At 45.1% G+C, this 21771-nt stretch carries 15 protein-coding genes; 7 read left to right on the plus strand and 8 right to left on the minus strand.

The genetic code is table 11. The annotated features are described in order from the left end of the window. Window positions 1–2 precede the first annotated feature (2 nt). The 7 genes from BCV39_RS17530 to BCV39_RS17560 all read right to left on the minus strand — a co-directional run bounded on the left by BCV39_RS17530 (window position 3) and on the right by BCV39_RS17560 (window position 12472). Window positions 3–2600: a hypothetical protein gene (locus BCV39_RS17530; protein ID WP_102433005.1), complete on the minus strand. Its 2598-nt coding sequence runs from the start codon at window positions 2598–2600 to the stop codon at window positions 3–5. Between the two features lie 219 nt (window positions 2601–2819). Further along, complete coding sequence (locus tag BCV39_RS17535) at window positions 2820–4712, minus strand: methyl-accepting chemotaxis protein (RefSeq protein WP_102433006.1); 1893 nt, start codon at window positions 4710–4712, stop codon at window positions 2820–2822. Between the two features lie 705 nt (window positions 4713–5417). Next, a complete protein-coding gene (locus tag BCV39_RS17540) occupies window positions 5418–6974 on the minus strand; it encodes a M28 family metallopeptidase (protein ID WP_102431729.1) in 1557 nt (518 codons plus the stop codon). A 143-nt stretch (window positions 6975–7117) separates the two neighbouring features. Beyond that, complete coding sequence (locus BCV39_RS17545; protein ID WP_102431728.1) at window positions 7118–9472, minus strand: M4 family metallopeptidase; 2355 nt, start codon at window positions 9470–9472, stop codon at window positions 7118–7120. A 564-nt stretch (window positions 9473–10036) separates the two neighbouring features. Then, complete coding sequence (locus tag BCV39_RS17550; RefSeq protein ID WP_048664464.1) at window positions 10037–10312, minus strand: hypothetical protein; 276 nt, start codon at window positions 10310–10312, stop codon at window positions 10037–10039. Window positions 10313–10411: 99 nt separating this feature from the next. Then, window positions 10412–11731 carry an ATP-binding protein gene (locus BCV39_RS17555; RefSeq protein WP_102432485.1) on the minus strand — a complete coding sequence of 440 codons (1320 nt, stop codon included), beginning with the start codon at window positions 11729–11731 and terminating at the stop codon, window positions 10412–10414. Window positions 11732–11767: 36 nt separating this feature from the next. After that, on the minus strand, window positions 11768–12472 hold the full coding sequence (locus BCV39_RS17560) for a response regulator (RefSeq protein ID WP_102432484.1): 705 nt from the start codon (window positions 12470–12472) through the stop codon (window positions 11768–11770). 278 nt (window positions 12473–12750) lie between these two features. Between BCV39_RS17560 and BCV39_RS17565 the strand changes: the two genes are divergently transcribed. Then, window positions 12751–13860: an alpha/beta hydrolase gene (locus BCV39_RS17565; RefSeq protein ID WP_102432483.1), complete on the plus strand. Its 1110-nt coding sequence runs from the start codon at window positions 12751–12753 to the stop codon at window positions 13858–13860. A gap of 316 nt (window positions 13861–14176) precedes the next feature. Then, the gene (locus BCV39_RS17570; RefSeq protein ID WP_102432482.1) at window positions 14177–15379 is read left to right on the plus strand and encodes a diaminopropionate ammonia-lyase; all 1203 of its coding nucleotides are present in this window, start codon (window positions 14177–14179) and stop codon (window positions 15377–15379) included. A gap of 205 nt (window positions 15380–15584) precedes the next feature. On the opposite strand, the gene BCV39_RS17575 is transcribed toward BCV39_RS17570, so the two are convergent. Then, on the minus strand, window positions 15585–16076 hold the full coding sequence (locus BCV39_RS17575) for an Lrp/AsnC family transcriptional regulator (RefSeq protein WP_102432486.1): 492 nt from the start codon (window positions 16074–16076) through the stop codon (window positions 15585–15587). Between the two features lie 310 nt (window positions 16077–16386). Here BCV39_RS17575 and BCV39_RS17580 point away from each other — a divergent pair, with 310 nt between their 5' ends. From BCV39_RS17580 to BCV39_RS17600, 5 genes are all read left to right on the plus strand, one after another. Further along, complete coding sequence (locus tag BCV39_RS17580) at window positions 16387–17181, plus strand: Asp/Glu racemase (RefSeq protein WP_102432481.1); 795 nt, start codon at window positions 16387–16389, stop codon at window positions 17179–17181. Between the two features lie 101 nt (window positions 17182–17282). Further along, window positions 17283–18479 (plus strand): M20 aminoacylase family protein, encoded by a 1197-nt coding sequence (locus BCV39_RS17585; protein WP_102432480.1) that lies wholly within the window; start codon window positions 17283–17285, stop codon window positions 18477–18479. A 217-nt stretch (window positions 18480–18696) separates the two neighbouring features. After that, window positions 18697–19740 (plus strand): TRAP transporter substrate-binding protein DctP, encoded by a 1044-nt coding sequence (gene dctP, locus BCV39_RS17590; RefSeq protein WP_102432479.1) that lies wholly within the window; start codon window positions 18697–18699, stop codon window positions 19738–19740. Window positions 19741–19861: 121 nt separating this feature from the next. Beyond that, on the plus strand, window positions 19862–20404 hold the full coding sequence (locus BCV39_RS17595; protein WP_102432478.1) for a TRAP transporter small permease: 543 nt from the start codon (window positions 19862–19864) through the stop codon (window positions 20402–20404). Next, on the plus strand, window positions 20401–21744 hold the full coding sequence (locus BCV39_RS17600) for a TRAP transporter large permease (protein WP_102432477.1): 1344 nt from the start codon (window positions 20401–20403) through the stop codon (window positions 21742–21744). Before BCV39_RS17595 ends, BCV39_RS17600 begins: the two co-directional genes overlap by 4 nt. Window positions 21745–21771 lie beyond the last annotated feature (27 nt).

Raw genomic sequence — 21771 nt, forward strand, 5'->3', positions numbered from 1 at the left:
CTTTATTGGTATTGGTAGCTGTTAGGGCTTAAATCACATGGAATGCCGAAAGTGTTCTGATTGATGACGGCATACTTCAGAGCACCAAACATATTGAGTTGTTGTCGAGTGACGGCGTCGTACCATTCTGAGATAGGCGAAATCCAATACAGGTCATCATCAGCCGCAACATCAAGCAGTGCGCTCTTAAGGTATGGGTAGTAAATCATGCAGCTACGGCCCGGTTTATAGGTAAAGTTTTCGTTTGTATTGCTTAACTTATCGAGCTTTTGATTGAGTTCAGACGTTGGGTTAAAGATGGCATCGATAGAGCGCTCAATGCGCGCATCGTAGCTATCAGGGATGATGTCTGAAATCAGGTAGCGCATAAGGTGAGCAGGCAGCATCTCTGAAAACAGAGCGGTGACTTCACCTTCCCCAGAGGCGTAGTGCCCAGTAGAGATATGCTGAGAATGGATGATCGATGTATAGCGCTGGAATTGGCCCACTTGTGAATGTAGCCACTCAACACCGTTGCTGTCGGAGACACTGATCGCTTCAGCAAGACGAGTTTTTACGATCCCTTTCGCGAGTTGCAGCGTGTTGCCTTCCAGATGAGCAAGATCCAGTGAGGATGATTTCAGTGCGGAATAAATTAGTGGTGCATTTTTTTGAAGATCAATGCTACCTGGGTAAGTGAAGCTATAAAATTCGACAGCTCTCTTAGCTTGCCACTCGCTCTCTAGCGCAGCGGTAATCAAGCCACCAAGCTTTTGATAGCGCTTAGAGTGCACATAGGCGCCTTTGCCGGAGTAGTTTGCGTGCCAATTGTTGATGTAATGCAGCGACGCTTGTCGTGAAAGGTTCTCTTTTTGAAGGTAAGACAAGCTCCACCCAGCACATGCGCTACCGCCACCACATTCACCTTCAAGCATTGCGCTTGAGTCCAGTAACCAGTGATAAACCTGTTGTTTGTCGAATTCGGCTTGCTGTTTTAGACGTTGCTGCGCAGAAAAGTCCAACAGCTGTTGTTCCAACCAACGCTCCTCAGCTTCGGCATTCCAGCCATGATCAATTAGGCTACTAAGTGAATCGAAAAGCACGCGTTTTACTGCTTCTTTGCTTGGCGAGGAGATCTGATCAATCACGTTATCTTCAGATGAAATAAATGGGCGAGTTTCTGCCGGCACCCAAGCGTACTCAACACAACCTCTAAAGTTTGGGTCGCCTCCTAGAATGCCAATACGAACACATTTTTCGTAACCACTTTGAAGGACGATCTCTTTGTTGCGTATTTCTTGTGTTGTTGCTGGGCGTCCTAAAATGCTGCGTGTCATCTCGTCAATGGCGCTGCGCTCTGCTTGTCCTTTGAAGAAATTATGCATGGTGTCGACCGAGCCTGAACGGAATAGTCGCTCTATGGCGATATCACCTTGTGTGAACATATCTCTTTGCAGCTTACTCATCAGCAGATTGATATGGTTATCTGCCGTTTCAATGATCTGGGTTTTGGCTGCAAGTGTGCGAGCATATAGCTGTTGAACTGCAGCTTGATCAAGCCCTTCAATTTGACCTGTTCGTAACTCATTCAGTGTGGTAATTGCTTGATCTAGCAGGTTCTGCTGACAGTGCTGAAGTTTGGCCAATGCGCGGTTCGCTTGGCGTTTTGAAGGTAGTGCTGGTGGCAGGGAATTACTCTCTTCAATATCATGATCAGGATAAAGGTCTGCCAGTACTCGAGTTTCCTCGTTACAGCTAGCGGCAATGTCTGATGCAAACAGACGAGAGTCTTTATGGTCGAGAGCCAGTTGGCTAAAGATGGCCTTGCGGAGCTCGTGGTCGACCGCGGTGATCAGCTCTTCCGCCATAATGGTCTGAGCCTTTACCACTTCTTGATAATGTTGTTGGTATTTGAGGGTAAGATCGGTGGCAAAGCCTCGTGCAACGGCGTTCAACATCGCTTGCTGATCTGAGGCGAGTTCTGCCCAATAAATTTTGTCTCTTAAATCTTGCTGGGTGACGAGATCCTCATGAACGTGATAACTGTAATGGTTACCTGCTGCAATTCTATCCCAGCGACTACTCAAAATTTGGCGGTCGATCTCTCTCGCGGGCAGCTTTAAAACGCCAAACCAATCGACGAGTCCCATTACAGTGGCAAATCGATCGTAAGAGGTACGTGATTCATCTTGGAAGCTAGTTGCGACCTCATTTGCCCAAAGTCCAACGGCAACCGCGTCGCCAATCGGTCCCAGAGCTTCTAATGCGCCTTGCGCTAGCCCCGTCGTTGAGCGGCCTAATGTGTCCATCAGTCTTGCCGCTTCTTCAGGTGCTAGCGTAACAGCTGAGGTGGGTCCTGTTTCTAGCAAGGTAGCAGTTTCAGGGAAAACATCACTGGCTTCAGAGAGAGAGGGTTTTAAGTCGACAATGTGCTCTGGTGCCGATGGAAAAAGGTTTTCAGGCGTAATACCTTCACCGAAGGCATCATAGTTTTTCTGTCGGATCTGATGAAAGCTTTCGCTGTCCAAGACGTTATATTCGTCGCCGATGTTACAGACCTGAAAGGCATTAACGTTGGATGAAATCATAGCAGTAATAAGTGCTATTTTTTTTAACTTCATAGGTTTATCCTTATTGTTAGTGAAGTTATATGCTTAATTTAGAAAGCAAAAAGCCTCTCCTTGCCGAGATGGAAAAGAGACAGCTAGAGGTTGTGTGTAGGGGTACTTCGAGAAATCGTTTACTCAAATCACCCGGGCAGTGAGATGAGGTTTTCGCCTTGGCGTTGTGATTAGGGGAATTGCCTCCCCCTAATCAGTTTCTATTAAATGCTGTTGAGGTTAACGGTTTAGCTTAAAGGTACTGACTGCTTGCGTGAGCTTTTCAGACAGTGCAATAAGTTCCGAAGCTTTCTCTTGGTTTGATGCCGACAAGTTGTGTGTCTCGCGGGCTTTGTCATTGACGTCAACGATACTCTGATTGATTTCGCCTGCGACAAGGGTTTGCTCTTCAGTCGCTGTGGCTATCTGTGTATTCATGTCTTCAATGACGGTGATAGAGCTCGAGATTTCATTGAGTGAAGCCTGTGCTCGTTTCGCATTCTCCATGGTGACATTTGATGCTTCTCGGTTCATCTGCATCATATCCATAGAGCTATTGGCTTCATGCTGCAATGAAGTAATCACCTCTTGAATCTCATTGGTGCTCTGTTGAGTGCGGTTGGCTAGGTTACGAACCTCGTCAGCAACAACCGCGAAACCACGGCCTTGCTCACCAGCTCGTGCAGCTTCAATGGCAGCGTTAAGGGCAAGCAGGTTGGTTTGGTCTGCAATGTCTTTGATCACGTCCAATACGGTGCCAATACTTGAGGTTTTCTCACCTACGGTGTTGATGACGTCGGAAACTTCTTGAATCCCTTGAGAGAGGCTCACAATACTGTGATTTACAGTATCAAACGTTTGATTGCCGGACTGTGCTTCTTGCGCTGCTTGCATCGCCGCTTCTGAAGCTCGATGAGCGTTTTGTGCGACTTCATCTACAGCGACCGACATTTCGTTCATTGCCGTCGAAGTTTGCTCTAGCTGTTCCATTTGCGAGGCAGAACTGGCATTCACGCTGTCGGCTGCGTTGGTTATGCCTTCTGCAAAGGTAAACAGGTCGTTCGATGAGTTACGGATGGTCTCAATTGTGGTGCTCAGCTCATTGACCATATCGTTAACTGCAGCATTGATACCAATCGCTTTGCCCTGTTGTTGTTTGATTGCGGTAAAGTCACCAGAGGCCACTTTAGCTACGGTCGCTTCTATTTCACTTGGCTCTCCACCGAGTGGGCGGTAAACCAAAACTTCAACAACGTAGTACACGCAACCCGCGCAAATAAGCAGTAGCGTCAAAGAGGTGATCAGAGTTTCAGTTAGGTTATCTTTTGAGTCCTGATTAACATTGGTCTCTTTATCCCACGCCCATACACTCCAACCAAGATCGTTGATTTTAGCGCCTGCTGCCAAGAACTCCGTATTCTGATAAACGTACTCGAAGCTCTCTTCTCGCGTGGTGTCTCTGTTCGCAAAAGCTGGGATCTCGTTGAAGATACTTTTCCCTATTAAAGACGGGTTTTGTGCGGCTAAGATAAAGCCATCTTCACGAGTGACGAAGATTTTATTATTTGTGGTGAGTTGCTCGGTGAATCTGGTCAGGTCTTCAACCAGGATGTTTAGAGCAGCAACGCCGACAATCTTGCCTTGTTTGTAGATAGGCGTTGCTAGAGACATTACTTGGTCACCGGTTGACGCCAGGTAAGGACGAGTAATGATTTTGTCCTCGCCACTCATTGCTTTCAAAAACCATTCACGTTGTTTGGTTTTGGCATTAAAGTTTTCGATGATGCCATTGGTTTTTGACGAGTAGGAAGTGCCATCCGCTAGAGAAAAGTAGATGTTAGTAACTTTGGTTGAGCTCATGGCACTATGGAGCGTTGTGATTGCTCGTGATGTGTCGACTTGACCACGCTCATCGAAAGACAGCTCATTGCTCACTACTTTCAAAATATCAAAGTAGCGATTAATTTTCTGTCCGATAGTATCTGCGATAAGTTGAGATTTATATCCCAACTGTTTTTTATAACTTACGGTCGACGAAGTCTCGAAATTCTTCCAGCTTAAAAAGCTTGTCGTCATGATTAACATGACTGTTAGCCCCATAATAGAAAGCATTATTTTTAGTTTAGCACTCATAACTTGTTCCAATATAAGTAGTGTTGATTATTTTTAAGATTTCTTATAATTCAGGCGAATGTCCGAACTTTAAATAATATAACACTTATAAAATTCACGTATAAGCTTGGTTTATTTGTGAATAATATACATCTAATTAATATATGCAATATTTATTAAATGCATTGATTACTTATTTATTTGGTGTATCGAGTGCTTGTTTTTATTGAACCAATATCCCAGAATTAAACTGGTCTTACTTGCTGATTTTATTGCTTATGCCTTGGTGTGTATGGGGTTGCTTGTTGATTATTGCCCTTGATTAAAATAAGGTTATGGCATTTGTTTACTTTAAATAAATCATAAAATGAAAGTTTGTTTAATTTTATTTAAACTTTCTTACTGGTCTGAGTTGTTGATTCCCATAATAGAGAGGAGAGAATAGAGTTAATAAAGAAGTATCTAATTAAGGTTTTTCTATTTTAGCTTTTATTTAAGTTAATATGTGGGAGTGGTTTTCACTGATTGAAATAGGCGTAATATATTTGTGGTCATTATTAGGTGAAAAGAATCTCTCTATTTACACTTAAATTAACTCATTTTCGTAAAATAGTATTGGCTCTCAAGTTCCTCAGTCTCCCTAACAAAAAACGCAGCCAGTTCAGCTGCGTTTTTTTTGTTATTTTGGCAGTGAGCCATGTCATTCTTGAGTTTAGCTAGTCAGCCCTAGAGAAGATCAGGGATAAAGTTAGCGACGATAGATACATCGCTGAAGTTGCGATAGCCGCGCACCATGATGCTGAATTCACCCGCAGGTTTGTTCAATACACATTGTTCATTGCTGCTGTTCTGATATGGACGGCAGTCAAAGTTTGCTTTTGATACCACACCATTATATTTGACGTATAAGTCGGCATCGCCACTGCGAGGGCCTGTCATGGTTACGGTTAATTGCCCTGCGTTTTCCGTTGTTAGGGTAAAAAATTGCTCTTCACCGTAACCTGCGGATAGTCCTTCAACAGGGACGTCATATTGAAGTTCTGTTGGACCTGCAACAGGTGAATCCAGACTAGTTTCAACGAGATAAGCAATCGCCAATTTAGCGAACTTCGAGGCATGGGTTGCAGTTGGATCTGAGTTCTCAATCGTATCATGCTGCGTGTGGATGCTAGGGTTGTAATCGTTGAACATGCTCTCGAACGGCATAGCTGCTGGGTAGCCAACGTTGTGCCATGATGCGTGATCGGAACAGGCATAGCCACAACGGTCGAAACTGTAACTGATGTCGCTCGCGTAGGTATCAATCAACTCACTCAGGTAAGCCGTTAGGTTGCTGTCGGTGTAGTCGGTGATGAAGGTAATATCGTGCGCTGAACCGTTGTAGTTGGTCATGTCTAATTGCAGTACCGATACAACGTTTGCTTGTTCGTCTCTTAATGTATTGGCGACATCTTGTGAGCCACGTAGCCCAACTTCTTCTGCAGCATAACCATAGAACTTAATGGTTTTGTCTGGTTGAATACCACTGGCGATCATCAGGCGAAGCGACTCTGTTACCGTTGCAATACCAGACGCATCATCATCGGCTCCCGGTGAGATGGTGCCTTCGCTTGTCCAAGATCCAACGGTCGAATCAAGGTGTCCACCAACCACGACGATCTCTTCAGGATATTTAGCGCCAAGCAGTGTCACTTCAACGGATTTCTGTGGGTATTCGGCATGCGTGATCTGGCGTGCAGACGCATACGGCACATCCTTAATTTCTGTTTCCCAACGCTCTAAAAGCCAATCTGAAGCAGCGACACCAGTAGAAGTAGTATAAAAACGGTTGGTGAAGTTGGTTAGGTTTTCAATAGTCGTGACCATGTTGTTCGGCTCGACCTGAGATAGCAGATCGTTCACCGTATCTTGATGGCTGATAACTGGCTTTTCGAAGCTGCTCATGGTCAGTGGCATAGCTGCCGCTTTGAGTGCGCTTGCTTTGTCTTCGTGCACCATGTAGCCACCACAACGGTGGGTTTCTTCGTGCATGTGGCTAGAGAGTTTCGCCAGCTCTTTCTGGTTGATTTTCGCGACGATGGAATGCTTGTTTCCAGTCACGCTTGGGTAAACTGTTGCGCCATGTTGAGTCATTATATGCTGTGCGTCAGCATCGGTGGTAATCCAGACTTCTTCGTTCGCTGGTGGTGTGATACCTAGGGATGCGTAAGTCGAAGTGCTGGTGGTTAAGGCTAAAGAGCCTCCGAGCACAGCCAAAGCTAGCATGCTTTTTTGAATAGCCATTTGTCGTCCTTTTTATAGTGAGTATTGTTGTGTTGATGGGTGTGAATTTTGTTTAGTGCGTGGATGTTTTTGTGTAGATGTTTCATTTGCTGAACAGTTAACCGCGAAAAGGGCCCCTTTCGGAGCCCTGAATTTGCTATTGATTACTGTGTTTTAATGAAACGGTAGTGCTTGGTTTCTGAACAGATATCGCTTGAGGTACACACTTGGTACTCAACATCTACTGTGCCGTTGTGACGGAACTTGTCGACGTATGAGTTAAAGTCTGTAGCACCAACATTCTTGCCATTACGCTTAATCACGAAGTAGTCATTGGTGTCGTAATCCCATGCCAGCTTAACGCGAGCCTTACCGTTCGGGTTTTTGTTACCAAACTTCAGTTTTAGCGGGAAGCCTTCTGCTGAGTCACCTTCAATCGTGATCGACTTGCTTGTCGATGTTGCAACGCCTGCATCGTCAGTCACGGTTAGAGTCACCACGTAGTCGCTAGCTTCAGCGTAGGTATAACGAGTCACTTCACCGGTTTGCGTGTTGCCATCGCCTAGGTTCCATTGGTAAGAAACGATCTGGCCATCGCTGTCCGAACTTGTGCTACGCAGCTCTACTTCTTTGCCTACGACCGTGTGTTCGAAAGAAGAAACTGGCGGTACGTTAGCATTGCCTGATTCGTACGATGCTTTCAGGTTTGCACCTGCGTAATCTGAGTAACCCAGAATGTTCACCGTGTAGCGACCAGCTGTTGGGTTTTCAATTACACATACTTCATCGGTTACGCTTTCACTCTTACAGATATTCTCTTGAGAGCTTGGCGCATAATCTATACCGACATACATATCCGGATCACCAGTAGACACAGCAAGATCAATCGTTAGCTTGTCTTGGCCTTCTGGTACTTCGATATCGAAGTAAGTTTTTGAGCCGGTTTCACCAGCAACCGCAGCTTCAACACCGTTTTCAAGGCGTTGATATTCCGGTTCTGGCGGCAGTGGTGGCTCTGCACATGGGGTAACACCCACCAGACCGAACGCAGAAACAACGTCATCGGCATTGTAGCCAAGGTCGTTTGCTGAGTTTTTCACGCCACAAGCACCCTGCCAGAAGTCACTATTTTCCGACCAGTAAATTTGGTTAGATAACACGAAAAGCTCGAATGCTTTTTTGGTATCCCAACCTTGCGTGGTTGCAAGATGGTAGAAGGCTTTGTTAAACACACCAGAGCTGTAGTGAACATTCAAGCCATCGTAGTACTCGGATGCATTATTGATTGAAGAACCATCGCGTGATGGATCGTCCATGTAACGCAGAGCCCCGTCGCCTTTAAATATATTACGGCCGACCATCCAGTCGTTGGTACCTTTCATGTAGTATTCTGCCGCTTCACCTGCCATATCAGAGAAAGCTTCGTTCATACCACCGGATTGGTTTGCGTAAACCAAACCTGAGTTTTGCTCAGTGAAACCGTGGCTCACTTCGTGCGCTGACACATCTAGACTTACAAGTGGGTAGAAGAAGCTTTCACCATCTCCGAATGTCATTGCCTTGCCATCCCAGAATGCGTTCTCGTAGTTGTTACCGTAGTGAACACGCATCATGAGTTTGAAAGAGAGCGGCGCTGTGTCGAACCAGTTCTTATACATATCGAACACGATGTTACCGAAGTAGTGCGCATCGTTGAGTGGAGAGAAGGCTCCGTTCACTTCTTTATGTTCGTTACGAGGACATTCGTAGCTATAAGTGGTGTCGCCGTCTGTCGCGCCATTTAGGTCAACGGTAACGACATTTTCCGATTCCATCACACACTCTGTGCCGTTTTCTACCACATCAAGGTAGTGGTAGTCGGTACCGTACTCGTACATGCCTGTTTTCTCGTTACCACCAGGGCCTGTACCGATCTGTGCGTGAGCAATACCTTCCCAACGGTCGATAACTTCGCCGGTGTGTGCGTCTAGCATGGTGAATGGTCGAGTTGGCTGTTCGCTGCCTTCGACAAGATAAGAGACAACGTAGACTAGGCGTGTTTTGTCATGTCCTTGTTTTCCTGAACCTTGATAAATAAACAGTTCATGCTGGACGTTATCTAAAGATTTGCTTGTTAAGCCCTGAACCTTGAGATCTTTACTCGCAAGCTCAACGGCTTGAGAGCTGTTGATCGATGGTTTAACAAACGATCGCTCTAGGGTCGTCGTTTTAAGGTAGTTGCCTTGAACAGACTTAAGTGCGCCACCTTGTACACTTTGGGTGGCATTTAGGTAATGTCCCCATACTGGCGTTCCCCAGATGTTCTGTTGGATCTTAACTTTGTAGATGCCACGCTTTTTGAGGTTAACTTCCTTTACCATCTTAAAGCTAGAGGCGTTACTGACGCCTAACTGAGTGTTCAACCCAGAAAAGCTAGTAAAGTTGATCGGTTGATCGATGCTAACTGATTCACTTGCATGTACTGATAAAGACATCGCACTCGCTATAGCAACGGCAACTAAACGTTTTTTCATTTTCATTGTTATTTTCTCTTTCCATGTAAAATCCATGAAAACGTAACAAAATTATCACAATGAATTTACATCATTCGATCCGATTAATTAGTAGCATGGCACTGATCTCTTTTATTCATGAAACTTATATTTTTCGTATTTACAGATAGTTATCGTTTCTGTTTATTTTTGAACGCACCTATATGTTTTATTTATAAAATTATGACACTTTTATTAAGTGTTAATTTCTATTGGAAATTAAGATTCTTAAGTAAATTGATCTGTGCCTCAGTTAAGGTGTTCCGAGCTGATAGAAGGATCAACGATTTGAAAGTGTCATTTTAACCTGAAGGCTGTTAAGCGATTTTAAGGGCAGTTTTGATAAGAATTTGAAGATTTTTAGGCTTATTTTTCGAATTGTTAGTTACAAGAGGGAAGGGGGATTGGGCACTTCTTTGGCACAGAGCACAAAATCTGCTGGATGAAAAAAGCCAGCGACGGGTCACTGGCTTAGATTAACTTAGTTTGTACAGGCTACTGATTAAAGGTACGTAACGAAGACACTTAACTATGGTTTGTAACTAAAGCTAATTACTGCTTTTTACCGCCAACTTGAACGTAGTCGATACCGATAATACGGTTGATGATACCCAGAACAGAGCTCGTATCAGAGTTTGTTGAGCGAATCGTATCAACAGTTGCACCTTCAGGCACTAATTCCATTGCGCGGTCTTGAGTATTACCTGGAACTTGGAAACCGACAATGTTAAAGCTCTCAGCGTGCGCTGTGTAAACTTCATCGTTGTGGCTAATACCTGAACAACCTGCAAGAGAGACAATACCCAAAATAACTAATAACTTTTTCATGAACACACCTTAAGAATGATTGGAGTTTAGATTCAATAGGTTCATGGGAGACAGTATCTCCCGACCGATGTTGAACATTATTCCAGAGGTGTTTCGTAGTTACTGTATGGGTTTGTCAGTCGAACCATTACATAGCTGAATGGTTATGGTGAATACCGCACCCTTTAAGGTTTGGCTTTGACCTACCTCCACGGTTGCGTTGTGTTGAGCGCAGATCTTCTCGACGATAGACAATCCTAAACCATGGCCACTCTTGGCTTTGTTACGTGCTTTATCGCCTACGTAAAACGGTTCAAACAAACGAGCCTGATGCTCTTGAGTCACACCATCACCATCATCATGTACTGCAATTTTCAGTTGTTCTTGATGCGTGCTGGCTTCAATTAACACTTGAGATCGTGCGAATTTCATGGCGTTGCGTACGAGGTTATCTAGGGCGCGGTTCAGCAGTATCTCATCCGCAAGAATCTCGTATGGTTGCTCTGGCAGTGATAGGTTGATGTTGAGCTCTGTATCTTTGTTCCAACGCGTCATTGCGTGGCCAAGAAAGTCATTTATCTCGACAGGCTGCTGCAAATTTTCGAGGTCGCAGCTATCCAGCTTGGCGTAACACAATAGCTCGTCGACCATCTTCTCCATCTCTTCCGTATCTTCCACAATGCTTTCTACAGTCTCTTGCTGAGATTCGTTGAGCGGTGTGTCTTTAAGCATTTCAGCTTGCCATTGGATCCGGAATATCGGCGTGCGCAGTTCATGAGCGACCGCATTGGTGAGTGAACGATTGCTCTCAATTAACCGGTGAATGCGGTCGGCCATTAGGTTGAAAGACTTATTGAGTGAGCCGATTGCAATGCCGCTTGAGGTCTCGGCTCGCGAGGAGAGATCCCCTTCAGCAAAGGCTAGCGTCGCCGATTCAAGCTTCTTAACTCGGCGGAAGATGATAAATAGGTGGCATACGCCATACAGGATAAAGCTTGCTAAAAAGAACAACCAAATGAGGTCATCTTCCAATTCTATTTTTTGCCTAACGAACGCTTCACTGTTGGGTAGGTAATGATAGGTATTGTCACTGCTTGCTAAGCGAAACCAAAGATCACGCTCATCATCGTGGAAGATAAAGGTATTTGGGTTGGTCGAGAAGAACTCTGAAACAGGGCTTGGTATTTCATCTTTTGGATTGAACGTAATCAGTTTATTTCGAGTGGTTTCGACAAACTGGTTCATGGCTTGTTGAGCCGCTTCAAGCCCCTGATTTTTTGCGATGTTCTCTATGAGTTGCTGGTGGGCTGTGGCTTCATAATCTTGCAGAACATATTCGTAGTCAGTATTGAGCTGATAGACACAGATTTCGTAAGCGACAATACCGCTCATGAAGCAAACTAACAGCCCTATTAAGGACTCCAAAAAGATACGTCGCATAATCGTTCTCTTTCATTACGCTCGTAGTGAGCGAAGTTAATGCCAGGCGGTTGAAACAAACAAGTAGCCCTTACCGCGAATGGTCTGAATTTTCTCTGCTGGTGTGTGGTCGTCGCCCAAAATCTTCCTTAGACGTACAACCTTGTTGTCAATCGTACGGTCTATTCCGTCGTACTCAATCCCGCGCAATGTTTGCGTCAAGTAGTCACGAGATAACGTCGTATCTGGGTTGCTTGCCAATAACCAAAGTAGGTCAAACTCACTGTCAGTGAGTGATAAAACCGCACCTGAAAGCTCACACTTCTTATAAGTGTTTTTCAGAACGAGTTGATCAAACTGAAGAGTGTCTGAGTCGTCGACTGAAGCGGTACTGGTGTCTTGGCGGCGTAACAGCGAACGAACCCTTGCCAGCAGAACTCTTGGTTTGATTGGCTTGGTGACATAGTCATCAGCCCCTGTCTCTAAGCCTGCGACGTGGTCGAAATCATCATCGCTGGCGGTGAGCATTAAAATCTTACCTTTAAAGAGGGTGCGCGTCTGTCGGCATATTGTCAGTCCATCGGTTACAGGGAGCATTAAATCCAACAACACGATATCAGGCTGTTCGGCAAGAATGGTTTGCACGGCGTTACTGCCATCATCTAGTGTGGAGACTTCAAAGTCCTGCGTAACAAAGTAATCCTTTAGCATTCGCTGAAGTTTCAAATCGTCTTCTACGATGATCATTTTAGGTTTTGTCATTCCATTCTCAGCCTTATCGTGCGTTTCATTTATCGAGATTACGTGAGGGAGTCTTTTTGAGTAGCTAGTAATTGTGGTACACCCAATTTACAGGCCTTACGTAAAATACCTAATGCGAATGATTAAACACTTTATAAGTTAGTTCAATGATGAATTGGCATTTATAGGAAAATAAAAAACATTGTTCAAATAGGTTCGACATTCTCATACATTCTCACGACAGATAAATTCAGCGCTAAATAATAGAATTTTCCAATCAAACATTTTGGGAATGACGCATGAATAACTATAGAAAAACGTTACTGGCACTGCCCTTGATTATTTTAGCTGGGTGTAATTCAAGCTCCAACTCGGGTAAATCGGCAGGTAACGCGGCGACTAAAGCACAAGTGAAACCTAAGGCGGATTACGTATTTTCGTCAGTGAAATTAGGCAAGTTGTATCAAGAACGAGAAGAGCTTCAAGAGTCAATGAAACTGACCTATGACGGTGTCCAGTATGACCAAATTCAATTTGCTGAAGATATTAGTGATAAGCAAAAAGTAGTAAGGCTTGCGAGCCGTTTAGGTCAAAGTGTTGATCTGTATTTTCCTGATGCAGGGTTTGATAGCTGCGGTATCTACACAGAGAGCAAGGGTTTGGACGTGTTTGATTGCGGCGCCCCGCTCCGCTCTGTTTCTAATGAGACCACGTTAATCCAAACAACAGCGAACAGTGCAAAAGCAGTTGAGCTTGAGTACCAAAATGAGTTGTCGCAATACGTGACGAGCTTGGGTTCGACGATTCTGAGTAACACCAAAAATGGTAATAAGGTCACCATCACCACTTCATTTGCTTTCAATGCCTTTTACCGCGATGTGCTCAACGAGACTGGGGCTGTTGATCGTATTACTTCCACTCTAGGCGCATCAACCTATTCTCAGCTTTTTGATATCGTGAAATTGTATCAAGGCAGTGAGATGACGTTGAAGTTTACCAACCATATTGGTGGAAGTGCCGACGATGATATCAATATGTACACCGGTCGCATGATCCACAATAACAAGATGACGACGATCGTAACGCCTACGGGTTCGGTGTTCTCTGGCGGCACGGACCTGTTTGCTGCAGGTAATCCACGAGTTTTGCAACGCGCTGATACCACCAAAGCTATTGAGCTGAATAAACAGGTGGGTGTGCACAGTTGGGCTGAGGGTGATAAAACGGCTAAAGAATTCCCATACACCAACGAAAGTCATCGCCAACAAGCGACCTACTTTAAAAAGGTGATGGGAGATAAAGGAATCGATTTCTATATCTTCACTTTAGATTCTGCTCCTGCTTCTGGTGAACACTGGGTGACTAAGGCCGATTCAGATAAATACGGTTTTATTACACGTATTGAGTAGCTTTGACTCGCATTAAAAATTAGGTGTGTATGTTGAAAGGTTGGTTGTGCTTTGTCATCACCAGCCTTTTTTTGTTCTGGAATTGAAGGCGGTACCGCTTGTAATGCTCATGAATTCAACGAGAAAACATGGATGTGAGTAAAAACCGCATTTATTCGCTAAGTAACAACTAATTTCTGCAGATTTGGTTTTTAGAAAGCACAATCACAGCACTTTTTTGTCGATAGAATTTATTATCCGCAGCCTTACTGGTCGATAGGTTTCTATAATCTAACGATGTAAGGAGCATGTGAATGACTAATAAGGACGATCATTTATGCAGTTACTGGCAGGCACTCTGACACACTACGCTAATCCCCAAGCACGCCGTGAATTGGAATACTCAAGTGAGCAGCGTGACATTTTAAGTGTCGCGAACTCTCAACAGGCGATTAAAGATATTTCTCAATGGCCAGGTTACTCTGTGACTCCTTTGCATGAACTGAATGCTATCTCTGCTGAGATCGGCGTAAACAAGTTTTGGTACAAAGATGAATCGCAGCGTTTTGGCTTAAAGAGTTTTAAAGCTCTGGGCGGCGCTTATGCGGTGGCTCGTCAGCTTCAGATTGAAATCGCTAATCGCTATGGGAAGAATCCGACCATCAGTGAGCTGCTCAACGGTGAATGGAAATCAGAAGTTGCTGAGATCGTTGTGAGTTGTGCAACTGACGGAAACCATGGCCGTTCAGTGGCATGGGGCGCTCAGATGTTTGGTTGTGGTTGTGTGATTTATATTCACCGCGATGTGTCTGAAGGGCGCAAACAAGCGATGGAAGCGTTCGGTGCAGAAGTAGTTCGCATTACAGGTAATTACGATGAATCGGTTCGTTTGGCTGATTCTGAAGCCAAAGCGAAAAAACGCGTGATTGTGTCGGACACCTCTTATGAAGGTTACATGGAAATCCCGAAGGATGTGGCACTTGGCTACACAGTGATGTTGGCTGAAATTGTCGAGCAATTGGATGGTGAAATCCCAACACATGTCTTCGTACAAGGCGGTGTAGGTGGTTTGGCATCAGCCGTCTGTGGTTACTTCTGGGATTTGTGGGGCGCTGAGCGTCCACGTTTTGTAATCGTAGAACCTGAGCAGGCCAACTGTTTGCAGAAGAGTGCTCAAGCGGGCAAGCCCGTTGTAGTTACCGGCGATCTAGAGACACTGATGGCTGGGCTTGCCTGTGGTGAGGTTTCGAGCTTGGCATGGACGATTCTCCAAAATGGCGCCGATGATTTCATGACGCTGAGTGAAGAGGCGATCCCACAAGCGATGCGCATGTTGGCAAGTGGCGAGCAAACGGAAGTGGCGATAGAAGGGGGCGAATCTGCAGTTCCAGGGTTTGCCGCAGCGATCATAGCTAAAAAAGAGCCTAATTTCGCTGAAAAACTGTATTTAACTCAAGACAGCCGAGTGCTAGTAATTGGTACTGAAGGGGCAACTGATCCGGATCTCTACCAACAAATCATTGACAATAAAATCTCATAACGAAAAGCTCATAGTTAGCAGTTAGCAGTTAGCAGTTAGCAGTTAGCAGTTAGCAGTTAGCAGTTAGCAGCTAGCAGTTAGCAGTTAATAGCTAATCGCGAACAACGAATAATAAAGTAAGCCCCAAAGTTGGCGGTATGTAAGGTTTCTTCATACCGTCTTTTTTTCTCTCTTTTTGACTTCATCTCATGACATGTCTTGCTTTCTAATCGCGCTGCTCATCAATCGGAATAGCCAGCCCGACCTTGACGTTATCCATCACCACATTGGTTTGAAAGCTTTTGATATTGGCATTGTCGAAGAAGGCCTCACGAGTAAAATTATCGTACCCCTCCATATCTGCAGCCGTGACGATTAAGATAAAATCAGAGCTGCCTGTGACGTAATAGCATTGCTGCACAGAACGGTTCGAACTCATCTCTTTTTTGAAGTTATGCATCAAATCCACACGTTCACGTTCAAGTGTTACCTGAACGATAAACGTCATTCCGTGACCGACCGCTTTTGGGTTAATCACCGAGACATCAGCCTGAATTACCCCTTGTGCTCTCATGCGTTTTAAACGGCGCTGAACGGCAGCAGGAGAGAGCCCGACCTTCTCTGCAATCTTGTCTGAGGTAGCCCTGTTTGAGTCTTGTACGATGTTGAGGATCTTCTTGTCGAAACTGTCGACCACCAATGCAGGTTGCTGTGTCATACCCATACTTCCCAATATCTGTTTGTAAATTAATTGTTTCTTTTGAACCAGTGTGTGATCGAGTTAAAGGTATTTAGCCTTAACATCTAGACCTCGATGAGCGAGAACAAAAAACCACTATAACGTAGAAAAAATGCGGAATTTCTGCACAACAAGGTCACCATTTAATGATAATCCTTAAAGTTATCGGTGCATTATTAATCTTGTGAACGAAATGTAAAGATCAAATCGACAGAGTTTGAAAATTATATGAAACATGTTGTTAACATCCTTTGGGCGATGTTAACTCTCGCTCAAGGAGTTGGAAAGTATGAAATCTGCAACCGCTACTTTACAGTTTGAATTAGAAAAATTGGCACCAGCAGGACGCGTCGGTGTGATTGCGTTAGCGACAGATTTCAATATTGAGCGTGATTTAAACGCGCTGTATCCAAACGATGTGCAATCGTTCACCAGCCGCCTAAGAAACTACAACCCGTTGACGATAGAAAATCTGCGTAAGATGGAGCCGGGAATCGCTGCTTGTGCCGATACCATCCTACCGGGTACTGAATTAGATGTGGTGATCTACGCTTGTACCTCTGGCACTGTGGCGATTGGCAGCGAACGCATTACGCAGCTCATTCATCAGTCTCGCCCAAACGCTGCGGTAACGAATCCGGTGACCGCTGCGTTAGCGGCTTTCGACAGCTTTAAAGCGAAGCGTATCTCGGTATTAACGCCTTATACCGAAGCCGTAAATCAAGACGTGGCGGCATTTTTTGAGTCGCAAGGCATTGAGGTGTTGAGCATCGCAGGCTTTGGTTTTGAAGATGACACCGCGATGACGTTCATTTCTCCAATGGACATCAAACAAGCCGCACTACAAGTCTGTGACCCTGACGCTGATCTTCTGTTTATCTCTTGCACGGCATTGCGCGCAGCATCGGTGATTGAATCCATTGAAGCGCAATTAGATAAGCCCGTTGTGAGCAGTAATCAGGTGTTGGCTTGGCATTCGCTTCAGTTGATGAACTACCCCATACCCATTAAAGGCTTTGGTGCACTGCTAGAGCGCCATCTTAAGCCATCCTCAGATAATTGCCGAAGGTCGCAGTCGTTGTAACGACCTTTGATTAAGGCTGCTCGTTTTGCGTTTACATTCAGCAGCCAAGCTAACTCCACATTTAACGTTAATACAAAGAATGACACTTTGGGAACACTACTATGCCGTCTACTTTTTCGATAAAACCAGACCAACTGTCTTCGCAGCTTATTCAAAGCATGACGGAGTGGCGTCAACATTTACACTGTTTCCCTGAGTGTGGCTTTGACGTGAATCTGACCTCCGATTTTATCGCTGACAAGTTACACAGTTTTGGTATCGAAGTGGTGCGTAACATCGGTAAAACAGGATTAGTTGGGATACTTCGTTCAGGATCGAGTGAAGCGAGCATTGGTCTGAGAGCTGATATGGATGCGCTACATATTCACGAACAAAATAACTTCGCACACTGCTCACAACACGATGGAAAAATGCACGCTTGTGGGCACGATGGACACTCCGCAATGCTGCTCGGCGCTGCAAGCTATTTGGCCGAGAACCTAACCTTCGATGGCACTGTGTATTTCATCTTTCAACCCGATGAAGAGCACGGTTGTGGCGCGCAAGCGATGATTGATGATGGCTTATTTGAGCGATTCTCGATTGATGAAGTGTATGGAGTTCATAACTTCCCCGGTTTAGCGGAAGGTGAGTTGATGGTTCGCCCCGGATCATTAATGGCCAGTGAAAGTAGCTTTGAGATCACCATCAATGGTGTGGGTGGGCATGCTGCTCTGCCGCATCAAGGTGTTGATCCTTTAGTCGTCGGTTCGCAAGTCATTCTTGGTCTGCAAACCATAGTATCTCGCAACCTTAGTGCGATCCACGACACGGCTGTAGTCTCTGCGACCGAGTTTATTACCGATGGCACGGTTAACGTTATCCCGACCCAAGTCACCATTAAAGGTGACTGCCGCTGCTTCACTGAGTCTTCTCTCGATCGAATCAAACAAAGTATGGAGAGGATTGTGGCTGGCATTTGTCAGGCTGCGGGCGCTACTTACGATTTCGAGTTCATCAATACCTTCTACCCAACCATCAATAGTGAGCAACAAACCCAATATTCGGTTGCCGCCGCGCAGAAAGTGCTTGGCGTAGAGAACGTTAATGACGCCTGCGACCCGCTGACTATTTCGGAAGATTTCTCAAGCATGCTTCGTGTTAAACCGGGCTGTTATGTGCTGTTGGGTAATGGTACGGAATCGGTCGGTGGCTGCGCATTGCACAACCCTGAATATGACTTTAATGACGGCATCTTAAAGCTCGGTGCGAGTTACTGGGTTCAGTTGGTGAACGACCGTTTAACAAGATCAATTTAGAAACACTTATTTAGAAACAATGAATTAAAAGCAGCTCAATTAGAAGTAACAACTCAATTAGAAGCGATAAGTAGAGACACGGATTCAGCAGTGACGCATTTGGCACTGCAAGATGGCAGACTTTAAACGGAGTTTATTGTCGACACAACCAAAACTGAAGCGCGTGAAGTGACCAAGGTCATCAACGTGTAATTAGGATAATAAAAGGAAAGACAGGATGAAACGATTAGGCGTAGCACTGCTAAGTTTGAGCATGGTTTTTGGCGTTCATGCCGAAACATGGAAGTTTGCTTCAGAAGAGGACAAAACAGACGTTCAAGACATCTATGCGCAAAAATTTGCGGAAGTGATTAAGAAGGAATCTGATGGCGACATCCGTGTCCGCATCTATTACTACGGTCAACTAGGGACAGAAAACGACATCGTAGAATTGGCTGCTAAAGGCACGATTCAATTCGTATCTGTAGGAGCGGGTCACTTAGGATCTTATGTTCCTGAAGTTCAGGCAGTGAGCTTGCCTTATGTACTGGGTACCAATGAAGAAATCACCCATAAGGTGTTAACGGAAAGCCCAACCATCTACAACAAATTGGCACCGAAGTTTGAGAGTGTAAACCTCAAGCTATTGTCGATGATGTCTGAGGGTGAAATGGTTTGGGGCGGTAATAAACCTATCCGTACTCCTGAAGATTTTGCGAACCAGAAAATCCGTACTTTCACTTCAACCATTCCTGTTGAAACCTACAAAGCGTTTGGTGCAACACCTACCCCTCTTTCTTGGGGTGAAGTGTACGGTTCACTGCAACTAAAGACCATTGATAGCATGGTTAACCCTATCTACTTCATCTACAACGCAAAGTGGCATGAGGTTCAAGACTACTTAATGTTCCCAGGTCAGCAACCTTATGTGAGTACCGTTTCGACCAACAGTAAGTGGTACAACGCTTTGTCTGAAGAGAAGCAAGCAATGGTCGACAAAGCAATCAAAGCGGCAGATCAAGCGGCTTACGACTATCAGATCCGCATCAACAAAGAGAACATGGACAAGATCTTGAAAGAGCGTCCAAACATGCAAGTGGTTGTGTTGACGGATGAAGAGCGTGAGCGCTTTAAAACGCTAAGCCAGAAGCTGCACACGACATACTACGACGTAGTGGCGAATGCTTACCCGGCGGGTCAGAAAAGCGAAGCTCGTGAGGGTGCGAAAACCATTCTCGAAGAGATCCTAGGTGAAGTGAAGGCTGCTTCAGCAACGCAATAGAAAGCGTTAGTAAGGATGATAGTTATCCGTTGATATGTGTCAGCGGATAGCTTATCCCAACCTTCTCCAAATAGTGGCAATGGACTCGTGTCACTGAACGAAGTATGGAGCACTGCCTGTTATGAAAGAACTGCTACATAAAATAAGTGTCGCGACAGAAAAGCTAGAGCGCTTTTTGATCATGACTGCCATTCTCGCGATGATGATCAACTCTACGGCCAATGCGATTGGTCGTTACGCCTTCAATAAAAGCCTATTTTTTTCGGAAGAGCTCAATCAGTTTCTGATTGTCTCTGTTACCTTCGTCGGCTTCGCTTATGCGGTGCGCCAAGGTCGAAATATTCGTATGACAGCGGTCTACGATTCATTGAGCACGAAAGCTCAGAAAATTCTCACAACCATCATTGCGTTATTAACAGCAATGCTGATGTTTTATCTCACCTACCATGCGTTCTTTTACGTTAAAGAGCTGAAAGATATCAACCGGTTAAGTCCAGCCTTACAGTTCCCTGTGTATTGGGTGTACGCGATCATTCCGATCGGATTTTTTATCGCGGGATTGCAATACAGCATGAGTTTCTTGATGAACTTACTGCATAAAGAGATTTACGTGTCATTTGACGTGATTGAAAATAGAAATACAAAAGTAGGTGAGTTCGAATGAGCGATGTTGCACAGTTTTTCTCGGACATTATTGCCGGCGAATTAGATATTTATGTCATCACATTTACTCTTGTCTCTGTGATGGTGATTTTGCTGTTTTTGAGCTTCCCTATGATTGTGCCATTAGCGGTTGGGGCGTTGATTGGCTTGATTCATTTCTCTCAGGTTGAGCCGGGAGTGCTGATTCAGCAGATGGTGACAGGTATTTCGCCGAACGCTCTAATCGCGGTGCCGATGTTCATCTTGGCTGCGGATATTATGACGCGTGGGCACACGGCGTATAACCTACTGGGTCTGATTCAAGCTTTTGTTGGACACCTGCGTGGCGGGTTACCGATTACTACGTGTATCAGCTGTACCTTGTTTGGTTCAGTTTCCGGTTCGACCCAAGCGACCGTGGTGTCGGTTGGGCAAATCATGCGTCCTAAGTTGCTGCAAGCAGGGTACAAAGATAGTTTTGTGATGGCGTTGATCATCAATGCCAGTGACATCGCGTTTCTTATTCCGCCGAGTATCGGCTTGATTCTTTACGGCACCTTAGCCAACGCCAGTGTAGGGGAGTTGTTTATTGCTGGTATTTGTCCGGGCTTAGTGCTCGCTAGCCTGTTCTCGTTATACAGCTATGCCTACAGCGTGAAACACAGCGACACCATCTCTTTGGTTGAAAAAGCCAACACTGCCGAGCGTATTGAAGCGATCAAGAAAGCGATCCTTCCTCTTGGTTTCCCTGCTTTGATTATCGGCGGTATTTACTCTGGCGTGGTCACGCCTACCGAAGCGGCTTCATTCGCAGTGCTGTATGCGATCATCGTTGAGTGCATTTTCTATCGCAAACTTGGCGTAAAAGACATCTGCGATGCGGCGTTAAATACCGGCTTGATTACCGCGGTTGTCTTTGTGCTTGTGGGTGTCGGTCAGGCGTTCTCTTGGTATATCTCGTTTGAACAAATTCCTCAGGAGTTGCTAGCTCCTCTTAATCTAGAGGACGCCTCACCTGAATACATTCTGTTTGTCATCGCACTGACTTTCTTTGTCGGCTGTATGTTTGTGGATTCGTTAGTGGTCTTGCTGATCTTGACGCCGATTTTCATGCCGATTGTTAATGCCGCAGGTATCGATCCAATCTTGGTCGGTGTGATGGTAACGCTGCAAATGGCGATTGGGTCGGCAACACCTCCATTTGGCTGTGACATCTTTACAGCCATAGCGATTTTCGAGCGACCTTACATGGAAGTGATCCGTGGGGCATTACCGTTTTTCCTTATTTTGATATTGATGTCTGCTTTGCTGATTTTCTTTCCAAGTATCGCTCTGCTACCAAGAGATGTTTTATTCAATTAATTCTAGGGTTACCTTTCTTCAATCAAG

It is taken from the genome of Vibrio sp. 10N.286.55.E10 (genome assembly GCF_002872555.1).
GTDB classification, from domain to species: Bacteria; Pseudomonadota; Gammaproteobacteria; order Enterobacterales; family Vibrionaceae; genus Vibrio; species Vibrio crassostreae.

Coding starts and splice junctions, on each gene's coding strand:
- BCV39_RS17530 (WP_102433005.1), bottom strand. CDS start 2,600: ATGAAGTTAAAAAAAATAGCACTTATTACTGCTATGATTTCATCCAAC.
- BCV39_RS17535 (WP_102433006.1), bottom strand. CDS start 4,712: ATGAGTGCTAAACTAAAAATAATGCTTTCTATTATGGGGCTAACAGTC.
- BCV39_RS17540 (WP_102431729.1), bottom strand. CDS start 6,974: ATGGCTATTCAAAAAAGCATGCTAGCTTTGGCTGTGCTCGGAGGCTCT.
- BCV39_RS17545 (WP_102431728.1), bottom strand. CDS start 9,472: ATGAAAATGAAAAAACGTTTAGTTGCCGTTGCTATAGCGAGTGCGATG.
- BCV39_RS17550 (WP_048664464.1), bottom strand. CDS start 10,312: ATGAAAAAGTTATTAGTTATTTTGGGTATTGTCTCTCTTGCAGGTTGT.
- BCV39_RS17555 (WP_102432485.1), bottom strand. CDS start 11,731: ATGCGACGTATCTTTTTGGAGTCCTTAATAGGGCTGTTAGTTTGCTTC.
- BCV39_RS17560 (WP_102432484.1), bottom strand. CDS start 12,472: ATGACAAAACCTAAAATGATCATCGTAGAAGACGATTTGAAACTTCAG.
- BCV39_RS17565 (WP_102432483.1), top strand. CDS start 12,751: ATGAATAACTATAGAAAAACGTTACTGGCACTGCCCTTGATTATTTTA.
- BCV39_RS17570 (WP_102432482.1), top strand. CDS start 14,177: ATGCAGTTACTGGCAGGCACTCTGACACACTACGCTAATCCCCAAGCA.
- BCV39_RS17575 (WP_102432486.1), bottom strand. CDS start 16,076: ATGACACAGCAACCTGCATTGGTGGTCGACAGTTTCGACAAGAAGATC.
- BCV39_RS17580 (WP_102432481.1), top strand. CDS start 16,387: ATGAAATCTGCAACCGCTACTTTACAGTTTGAATTAGAAAAATTGGCA.
- BCV39_RS17585 (WP_102432480.1), top strand. CDS start 17,283: ATGCCGTCTACTTTTTCGATAAAACCAGACCAACTGTCTTCGCAGCTT.
- dctP (WP_102432479.1), top strand. CDS start 18,697: ATGAAACGATTAGGCGTAGCACTGCTAAGTTTGAGCATGGTTTTTGGC.
- BCV39_RS17595 (WP_102432478.1), top strand. CDS start 19,862: ATGAAAGAACTGCTACATAAAATAAGTGTCGCGACAGAAAAGCTAGAG.
- BCV39_RS17600 (WP_102432477.1), top strand. CDS start 20,401: ATGAGCGATGTTGCACAGTTTTTCTCGGACATTATTGCCGGCGAATTA.